Annotated in this window: 8 protein-coding genes; 5 read left to right on the forward strand and 3 right to left on the reverse strand. The window is 71.1% G+C overall.

Annotated features, from left to right (window positions below):
• Positions 1-104 precede the first annotated feature (104 nt).
• On the reverse strand, positions 105-2,741 hold the full coding sequence (locus tag ACFXGA_RS37825; protein ID WP_378097210.1) for a cupredoxin domain-containing protein: 2,637 nt from the start codon (positions 2,739-2,741) through the stop codon (positions 105-107).
• A 593-nt stretch (positions 2,742-3,334) separates the two neighbouring features.
• Here ACFXGA_RS37825 and ACFXGA_RS37830 point away from each other — a divergent pair.
• On the forward strand, positions 3,335-3,808 hold the full coding sequence (locus ACFXGA_RS37830) for an MmpS family transport accessory protein (RefSeq protein ID WP_378097213.1): 474 nt from the start codon (positions 3,335-3,337) through the stop codon (positions 3,806-3,808).
• Positions 3,809-3,930: 122 nt separating this feature from the next.
• Here the strand turns inward: ACFXGA_RS37830 and ACFXGA_RS37835 are convergent, their stop codons facing one another.
• Positions 3,931-4,806, reverse strand: coding sequence for an NAD(P)-binding domain-containing protein (locus ACFXGA_RS37835; RefSeq protein ID WP_378097216.1), 876 nt, complete (start codon positions 4,804-4,806; stop codon positions 3,931-3,933).
• A gap of 93 nt (positions 4,807-4,899) precedes the next feature.
• Between ACFXGA_RS37835 and ACFXGA_RS37840 the strand changes: the two genes are divergently transcribed.
• Both ACFXGA_RS37840 and ACFXGA_RS37845 read left to right on the forward strand, forming a co-directional pair.
• Entirely contained in the window at positions 4,900-5,895 is a 996-nt protein-coding gene (locus ACFXGA_RS37840; protein ID WP_378097219.1) for a GlxA family transcriptional regulator, read from the forward strand.
• Positions 5,896-5,959: 64 nt separating this feature from the next.
• Positions 5,960-6,370 carry a DUF3592 domain-containing protein gene (locus ACFXGA_RS37845; RefSeq protein ID WP_378097222.1) on the forward strand — a complete coding sequence of 137 codons (411 nt, stop codon included), beginning with the start codon at positions 5,960-5,962 and terminating at the stop codon, positions 6,368-6,370.
• A gap of 94 nt (positions 6,371-6,464) precedes the next feature.
• Here ACFXGA_RS37845 and ACFXGA_RS37850 read toward each other — a convergent pair whose 3' ends face one another.
• A complete protein-coding gene (locus ACFXGA_RS37850; RefSeq protein ID WP_378097225.1) occupies positions 6,465-7,283 on the reverse strand; it encodes an NPCBM/NEW2 domain-containing protein in 819 nt (272 codons plus the stop codon).
• Between the two features lie 243 nt (positions 7,284-7,526).
• Between ACFXGA_RS37850 and ACFXGA_RS37855 the strand changes: the two genes are divergently transcribed.
• Both ACFXGA_RS37855 and ACFXGA_RS37860 read left to right on the forward strand, forming a co-directional pair.
• The gene (locus ACFXGA_RS37855) at positions 7,527-7,751 is read left to right on the forward strand and encodes a hypothetical protein (RefSeq protein WP_378097228.1); all 225 of its coding nucleotides are present in this window, start codon (positions 7,527-7,529) and stop codon (positions 7,749-7,751) included.
• Between the two features lie 130 nt (positions 7,752-7,881).
• Positions 7,882-8,598, forward strand: a 717-nt coding sequence (locus ACFXGA_RS37860) for a hypothetical protein (RefSeq protein WP_378097231.1), incomplete at its 3' end; no start/stop codon positions are given.

An 8,598-nucleotide genomic window follows, 5' to 3' on the forward strand; every position in this document is an offset into this window, starting at 1 on the left:
GTCTTTTTATATAATTCGTTGTCTATGGGTCCCCACTGTCTGGGGGCGGGGGGGGGGGGCTCGGCTGTGGGGATCGGGTCTACACGACCACGCGGTGGGGGTTGTCAGCAATCGGTGGCGAAGGTGATCGGGTGCCGCTGACGACAGGTCAGCAGGTCGTTCACCGGGTTGGAGGGCACGTTCTGCACCCAGCCCTCGTAGACCAGCGGCACGGCGAGCACGCCCATGCCGCCCATGCCCACGTGGTCCACGACCCGGTCGTCGGTCGCGGTCGTGGGGCTCGGGTCGAGCACCATCTTGCCGACCACGGCGGCGTCGGCCGGGTTGCCGTCGCCGTTCGGGTCGATGTCCACGACGGCCATCGTGTTGGCGAACTTGCTGGAGACGTAGGCGTAGTAGCCGCCGCCCCGCTTCGCGCCGTAGTTGATGCCGTGGCAACCGGAGTCGCACGGCAACCACTTGACGATCTCGTCGGTCTTCGGGTCGATGACCGTGATGTTGGACGACATCGTGTTCGCCACGAGCAGCGCGTTGCCGTCCGGGCTCACGGGGAGCTGGATCGGCAGACCGCCGTGGGGGCCGCGCTCGCCCGCCACCGGGTCGTAGTTGCGCCACAGGTCGATCTGCTTGCTGTGCAGCGTGGCGCCGCCGTCCTTGCAGGCGTTCTCCTTGAGCGAGATGCAGGAGACCGTGCCGCCCATGAAGTTCGCCTCGTACGCCTTCGCGCCGTCGGGTGTGATGCCGGTGGCGATGGGCAGTTCGCCGGTGGCCTCCTTCCGGATCGCGCCCGACGCGATGTCCACGATGGTGGAGTCGTAGCTGTTGACGTTCGGCGTGACCATGGTCTTGCCGTCACCGGTCATCCAGTGGGCGTGCGGGTTCGCGACCTTCTCGCCCGGACCCTGCACCGGGATGCGGCGGTCGATCTTCGTCGCGCCCGGCGACAGCTCGACCACCGACGCGCCGCCGTTGAGCGCGACGTGGAGCTGGTCGGTGTCGGTCCTCGTCATCACGTGCGAGGGGTCCGGCCCGACCTCGATCTGCCGCACGAACCGGCCCGTCGCCCGCTCGAAGACGTCGAGCTTGTTGCCGAACCACTCGGTTTGGTAGATGTACTTCTCCTCCTTGTCGGTCCACATGTTGTGCGGGTTGTTCATGTTGATCTCGGGCAGCGCGACCTTGCGGTCCACCGTCCACGAGGAGACGTCGACCTTGGTCGCGGTGCCGGACTTGGTCTTGTTCGCCGTCTTCTCCATCTGGGTGTCGATCCAGACCTCGCCGACGCCGGGCGTGCCGGGGCGCTGGTTCAACGCGGGCAGGGTCTTCGGCGTGTTGAACTTGCTCTTGAAGTAGGCGTCGAGGATCGGCACGAGTTGCGGGTTGCCGTTGGAGTCGTGCATCAGGATGGGCGCGGGCGGGAACGTCGGGTTCCAGGTCCGCGCCTCGGTGTTGCTGAACTTCTGCCAGTTGTTCGGCGAGGTGATGTTGAAGAACTTCTGCACCAGCTGCGCGATGATGTCGGCGTCGGACGGGACGTTCAACGCCCGGCTGTTGACCTTCAGCTTCTTGCCGAAGTCCAGGCCGGGGGTCAGCGGGTCGTCCACGACCACCGCGCCGAGCATGTACGGGTGGATCTTGCAGACGAACGCGTAGAGGCCCGGTTCGGTGAGCTGCGCGGTCGTGCTGCCCACGAACGCGCCGGGCTGGTCGAACGGGAAGCCCGCCGCGTTCTCCGGCCAGATCAGGTTGGTGATGGTGTGCGCCGACTCCGCGGCCGGGGCCGAGATGTCGAAGTTCACCGTCACCGGCAGGCTGATCGTGGTCGTCTGCACGTACTTCTGGATGTCGGCGAGCACCTTCATCAGCTCCACGCCGACCGGCAGGTCCAGCAGCGCGGTCTTGGCGTTGGCCGGGCGGGCGGCCATCTGCTGGGACAGCTGGCTGATCAGCGCGTTCGCCCTGATCAGCCGCAGGTCGAGCGGTGGCAGCACCTTGCCGATCGCGGTGCGCAGGTTGTCGAGCCCGAGCAGTTGCGCCGGGTCGACGCCCAGGCTGGAGATCAGCGGCGAGCCGGTGTTGAACGCCAGCTGCGTCAGCCGCGCCAGGTCGCCGTTGAGCAGGTCGCTCGCGGCCGAGCCGAGCAGCGCCCCGTTGCCGAGCAGGGGCAGGCCGTCCAGCGGCAGGCCCGGGAGCAGCCCGCCGGTCTTGATCCTGGGCAGCTCGGCCACGGCCAGGGACCGGGTGCCGAACAGGTTGAGGTTCGTGTCGTACCAGGAACCCTGGGCGTCGGTGAGGTGGAACGACACGGGGATCGGCCCGACGCCGATCGGCAGCCCGCCCGAGCCGGTGGTCGTCGTCGGCGCGGGCGCCTGCGTGGTGGTGGTCGTCGTGGGCGCGGTCGTGGTGGTCGTGGTGGTGGTGGTCGTGGTCGGGCCCGTGGTGGTCGTGGGTGTCGTGCCGCCGACCACCACCGTGCCGAGCATGTCCGGGTGGAAGCGGCAGCGGTAGTTGACGGTGCCCGGGCTGGTGAAGGTGAACGAGTAGGACTCCCCGGCGTTCACGTCCGCGGACAGCGGACCGCCGGTGACGCTGTGCACGACGCCGTTGGTCTCGTCGTTGGACCACCGGACCGTGTCACCGACGCTCACGTTCAGCGTCGGCGGGTTGTACTGGAGGTTCCGCATCGACACCGTGAACGTGGCCGCGGTGGCCGCCGGGGCGTTCAGCAGGACCCCGACCACGGTGAGCAGCAGCGCGGATCCGAGCGCGATCGCCCGTGTCCCGCGACGGCGTCTCCTTCCGGGGGAGAACAAGCGTGGTACGTGTGGAGAGCGCATCGATTTCCCTTCTGGCACCTGTTACGGCACATCGGAAAACCTCCACGCACGACCGCCTGCACACCGTCGGCAGTAGCTGAAGTCGTCACCGTGAAGGCACCTCAATACATCCACGGGCAATGTCAGCGGGATTGCGCAAACGTTAACGGTCCGTCAACTGGCTCGCACCAAACGGCGTTCGGCGATGTGACCAACACCTAACTAAACACCGTGACCGAAGCGATTCACGACACCGGACCACCTCCGCTCGAATCAGCAAAACCCCAGGTCAAGGCACCTGAAGAAGCGGAGTCGAGGCCCGACGGGTGACAACTATTTACTGTGCCAAGTTAATACCCGACAGTCCGACCACCCGAGCGTAGGCGACGATTCGTCACGTCTGTGCGGAGGGGTGTTGTAAAAACACATATCCCTCTGCCAGCATGGCTTCGCGCACCCATACCGGGACGGTCGCCGCGACAATGCGCGGGCCGACCGAACGAGAACAGCGAGGGGATATGACTTCCTCCACGAGCACGCGCGAACGCGGTCGACCGATTTCCCCGGGCAACGGGCCGCGCCGCCGGAAGGGCCCGCTCGTCGCGCTGGCCGCGGTGGTGGTCACCGGGGGCATGGTCGTCCGCGTCGTCACCGACGAGGAGGCCCCGCCCTCCGCACCGCTCACCCACGTGGTCGTCTACGAGGTCACCGGGCCGGGCGGCAAGTCGCCGGAGATCAGGTTCACCGCGGAGGGGGTGAACAGCAGCGAGAAGGTCGAGGCCGTCGACCTGCCATGGCGGCGGGAGCTGACCATCCCGGCCGGCCCGGGCCTGGGCGTGGCGCAGGTCATGGCGGCCAACGGCCAGGGCGAGTCGATCTCGTGCACCATCACCGTGGACGGCCACGTCGTCGCGAACAACACGGCCAAGGGCGAGTTCGCCACCGTGTCGTGCTCGAACATGATCACCCCGGCGACGGTCGCCGGCGGGTGACCGGCGGGCGCGGACCGGCGCGATCCGCACCCGCCGGGCCGCCGCGCCCGGTGACTCCGATGTGGACGGTCACCCGCACGGCCCCGCCGCGGTGGTCACCCGCACGGCACCGTCCACGGTGGTCACCCACCGCCCTCCAGCGACTCGACGGCGCGGGCGAGGCTGGCCGCGCCGTGGCCGGCGGCGACCTGCCGGTCGACCAGCTCCTTGAGCGGGAGCAGGGTGGTGACGGGCACGCCCTGCGCCCGGCTCGCCCGGATGATCGTGGCCAGTCCCGACTGGTTCATCGCCAGGCTGGACTCCTCGCCGGAGTAGTCCCTGTCGTCGATCTCCCGGGCGAACGTGGACAGCGCCGGGAACAGGTCCGTCAGCCAGGACACCAGCTTCGGGGTGAGTTCGGTCGCGCCGATCCCGGCGGCGCGGGCCATCGCGGCGGCGTGCAGGAAACCGCCGATCGCGCCGTACATCCCGGCGAGGACGGCGACGTCGTAGCCCGACGCCAGACCCGGCTCCGGGCCGAGGAACGTGCCCCTGCCGAGGAGGTCCAGCCGGTGCCGCCACCGCTGGTGGACTTCCTCCGAACCGCTGTAGTTGAGGGACGACTGTTCCGTGCCGATCGTCTCCGGCACCGCGTAGACGGCCCCGTGGAGGTACGCCGCGCCCTGCTCCCGCGCCCAGGCGGCCACCTCCCGCGCGTCGTCCGGCGTGCCGGACGTCAGGTTCACCAGCGCACGGCCGCGAACCGCGTCGGCCGCACCGCTCAGCACTTCCCGCGCGGCAGGGGGATCGAGCACGGTGACGAGCACGAGTTCGCCGGCGGCGATCGCCTCGGCCGCCGTGCCGGCCACCGCCGCACCGCGCGCCGCGAGCGCCTCCGCCCTGGCCGCGGACCGGTTCCAGACCGTCGTCGGGTGTCCGTCGCGCAGGAACGCCTCGGCCACCACGCGCCCGAGGTTGCCCAGACCGATGACGGTGACCGGCTCGCGGTCTGTCCTCATGGTGTTCATGGGACCAGGTTCGCCGTCGTCGGCCGGCGCGACCAGTGACGGTGATGACCCGTGCCACCAAATTCCTGCCATACGATGTGGACCATGAGCGCCGGTTCTGTCGCACTGGTCGTGCCCGACGCGATCGGCGTCCTCGACCTGTACGAGCTGAGCATCCCCGCCACCGTGTTCGGCCTGCCACAGCCGGACCTCGCCGACCCCTGGTACGACCTGTGGCTGTGCGGGGCCGGGGAGCAGGCCGAGGCGTCCCTGCCCGGGTTCGCGCTGCGCGGCGGGCGCGGGCTGGACGACCTCGCGGACGCGGACACCGTCATCGTGGCCTCGGTGCCGGACGAGGTCGTCTACGACGACGCGCCCGTGCCGCCCGACCTGGTCGCCGCCCTGCGCCGGGCGCACGACGCCGGGGCCAGGATGGTGTCGCTCTGCGCCGGCGCGTTCGCGCTCGCCGAGGCGGGGCTGCTCGACGGGCGGCGGGCCACCGCGCACTGGATGCACGCCGGCCGGCTCGCCGAGCGCTACCCCGAGGTCGACGTGGACGACTCGGTGCTCTACGTGGACAACGGCGACGTGCTCACCAGCGCCGGGATGACGGCCGCGCTCGACCTCTGCCTGCACCTGGTCCGCCACGACCTCGGCGCGCACGTCGCCAACCAGCTCGCCCGCCGGTTGGTGGTGCCGACCCACCGCCCGGGCGCGCAGTCGCAGGTGATCGACCTGTCGGTGCCCGCCACAGACGACGACGGCCTGGCGCCGGTGCTGGACTGGGCCCGCGCCCACCTGGACCAGCCGCTGACGATCGACGACCTGGCCCGACGTGCCGCCGTGAGCCCGCGCACGTTCTACCGGCGGCTCCAGGCGGCCACCGGGACCACGCCGTTGCGGTGGCTGCTGAACCAGCGCGTGGCCAGGGCGCAGACCCTGCTGGAGTCGACCGACCTCGCCGTGGACCGGATCGCGGAGCTGAGCGGTCTCGGCACGGCGAACAACCTGCGCCACCACTTCCTCAAGCAGGTCGGCGTCTCCCCCAGCGACTACCGGCGCGCCTTCCCCCGCCGGCCGCAGCCGACGCCCGCCCCCTGAGGTCCCGCGGCGGGACTGTCGCATTCGCAGGCGGTGCGGCGATGTCGTGGGTGGAGGAGGCGTCGTGGCGAAGTCGATGAGGTCGCGGACGGGTCGGGTCGTGGCCGGGCTCGTGCTGGTGGGTGCGCTCGCGGGGCTGGTGCTCGTGATCCGGTCGGCGGTCGAGCAGCGGTCGTGGGCCGATGCCGAGGGCGTGGTGCGGGAGCGCCTGCGGTCCGGGAAGAGCTACTCGGTCGAGGTCGCGTACCGGCTCCCGGACGGCACGGAGCAGGTCGTGACCCTGTCGGAGAACGGGCCGGCCCGGAACCCCGGCGACCGCGTGACGGTCCGCTACGACCTGGAGGGCGGCCGCGTGGTCGCCGCCGCCCTGGCCGACAACGACCAGGCGCACTGGGTGGCGGGTGGCCTGCTGGGCGTCCTCGCCCTCGGCGCGATCGTCGCCAACCTCACGGCCTGGGCACGCGACCCGGACTGACCGTCGCTCCCGCCGCCGGCGGCGGCAACCCGTCCCGGAACGTCCCGAGGGGACCGTCCACGGCGAATTCACGTCTTCGACGCCGCCGGAACGACTACGGCGTCAGCACCGGGTCGATCCAGCCCGAGTAGACCGTGGTGTAGCAGGCGCTCGACTCGATGGATATCCGGATCCGGAAAGCACCGGTGATGTCGGCCCGTATTTCCTCCACCCGGCCGACACCCAGCGTCGCCGACGCCCTGGTCTCGTCGTCGACCATCACCGCGAATGTCACCGTGGCCTCCGAAGGGCTCTTGTCGCCGAGACCGACCTTCGCGCTGAACGTCCGGTACTTGCGGTCCACCTGGTACGTTTCGACATACGGGTCGCAGAGGTACGACTCGCCGATCATCACCTTGTCGTGCTCCGCGCCGTTGACCTTCAACGAGCCCAGGTCGTAGTACGAGGACTCGCGGCCGACCAGCGCGACCTCGCTCAGGGGCTTCGACGCCGTGCCGACCGGGACCCCGGTGGTGGACGTCGGGCCTCCCCCTCCGGTCGACGTCGCCCCGGCGGACGCCGACGTCCCCGACCGATCGCCGTCCGCCGAGGTCGGCGCGGTCGGCGCCGGGGTTCCGGTGGCGACGCCCCGGCCGTCCCTCGCAAGACCGCGGTCCACCACCACGGCCAGCGCGGCGGTCCCCGCGATGATGCCCACGATCGCCACCGCCACCCGGAACCGGGGCAGCGAGCCCGCCAGCGTGCCCAGGTACAGCAACCCGGCCAGCACGGCGACCGCCCCGGAAATACCGATGACGGCCGCTGTCGACCCGGTGAGGACGGCCGCCACCGCCGCGACGTCGGCGACGATGGCTATCCACTTGAGCACCTTGTCGCCCAAACCGCCCCGGGAACCAGAGGGTTCCTCGACCATGCTCCCCCCTCATGTCGACGGTGTGCGCACACTACCGCCGGTCACGTCGACCGTTTTCCGCATCCATTCGGCCGACCGGACGCGTGCGCCGATCGGCCCATGGGCCTCGGCGGATTTCCGGTCCCGAATGCAGACATTCCCGGAACCCTTCGGCGAATTCCGGTCGACGCGGCCACACATTCCCGGAACCGGCACGGCCCTTTCGGGTGCCGTCGTGCCGGAGCCCAGGCGCTGCGGACCGTGATGGACCCGGCCGTGCTGCACGAGCACAGCGCGGAGCTGCACGCGCGGCTCCATGAACCCCTCATCGAGTCCCTGCGCCTGCTCGGCGAGCCCGATCCCGGGCGCATGGCCGAGCTGATCAACGCGGCCGTCCTCCGCGCGGCCCAGAACATCGAGGCCGACGGGGTGGAGGCGGTGCCGGACCTGCTCGACCGCCTGCTCCGCCCGTACCTCGACGCGCGGTGACGGCGGGCGTCGACCGGGCCGCCTGCCGCCCCGGCACCGGGGTGAGGGGCACCGGTCCGCCCCGGTCGGGGCACACCCGATCGGGGAACCGGGGCTGACAGCCGCGCCGACCCGGCGGACGCTGGCCGGTATGAGGGGTGTGGTCGTGCCGGTGGTGGTCCTGCTCCTGACCGCCGCGGCTCCCGCGGTCGCGCGCGGGCCCGGCGTGGTGGTCGACTCGGACCGGTCGGCGACCTGGCACGGCCGGGTGGACCGGGACGACCCGCGGGTGCGGGACGTGCCCGAGTGCCGGGCCGCGGGGTGCGACCGGGCCGAGGTGGCGGTGCGGCTGCCCGCGCGGCTGCGGGACCGGCCCGGCGGGGTCGAGCTGGCGATCCGCACGGTCGGCGCGACCCCCGACGACAGCCTGGGCTTCGCCGTCTACCGGGCCGGCCGCCGGGTCGCGCTCGCCGACGCGCAGATCGGCACGTCCCGCTCGGTGTGGCTGCCGAAGACCACCGCGCACTACACCGTCTACGTCTTCCAGAACCCGTTCGTGCCCGGGTTGGCGTCCGCCACCGCCCGATACGAGGGCCTGGTGGAGAACGAGGACTCGCGGGTCGAACCCGTGCCGCGCGACCTGCTGCCCGACCTGGAGGCGCTGCCGCAGCGGTTCGCGACGTTCGACACGCCGCCGCCGTTCTTCGGCGACTCGGCCGAGCCCGGCTCGTCGTGCTTCCGCAGCGAGGTCGAGGAGCGGGACGCGCGGCTGTGCCTGCGGTTCGGCCAGGCGATGGCCAACACCGGCGACGGCCCGGTGGACGTCCGCTACCGCACGCCCGCCGTATCGCCTTGCCCGGGACGTACC

This window comes from Actinosynnema sp. NPDC059335 (genome assembly GCF_042752395.1).
Classification (GTDB): Bacteria; Actinomycetota; Actinomycetes; order Mycobacteriales; family Pseudonocardiaceae; genus Actinosynnema.